This is a genomic window from Lysobacter daejeonensis GH1-9, from assembly GCF_000768355.1.
In the GTDB taxonomy this organism is placed as follows: domain Bacteria; phylum Pseudomonadota; class Gammaproteobacteria; order Xanthomonadales; family Xanthomonadaceae; genus Aerolutibacter; species Aerolutibacter daejeonensis.
This window is the reverse complement of sequence record NZ_AVPU01000090.1, coordinates 1-340: the sequence shown is the minus strand read 5'-3', so window position 1 is coordinate 340 and position 340 is coordinate 1. Positions and strand designations below refer to the sequence as shown.

Annotated in this window: 1 protein-coding gene; it reads right to left on the bottom strand. The window is 57.4% G+C overall.

The genetic code is table 11. The features are described from left to right. Window positions 1-340, bottom strand: a 340-nt coding sequence (locus N800_RS15100; RefSeq protein ID WP_036140593.1) for a serine hydrolase, incomplete at both ends; no start/stop codon positions are given.

Genomic DNA, 340 nt, shown 5'->3' with positions numbered 1-340 from the left:
TCTCCAGTGAGTATCGTGCATGCCCAGTGGCGCGAAGATTCGCTCACGGGTCTGCTGGCGCATGTCCTTTGCGGCGATGCGGCTGGCGAGGTAGCCGAGCAGGGCATAACCGACATTGCTGTAATCCCATGTCGTTCCAGGCATCGCCTTCGAGAAGCATTTGTCGCTGGAATAGACCGATCCAGTCGGCACAAGGTAGCTCTTGAGAAAATCGGACAGTGACAACGTCGCGTCCTGACCTCGCACACGAAAGTCGATTTCATAGTATCTGGCGTCCGACAGGCTGGAAGTATGCGTCAGAAGCGCCCGGAAAGTGATCGGCGCAGTCGGGTGGTTCGGA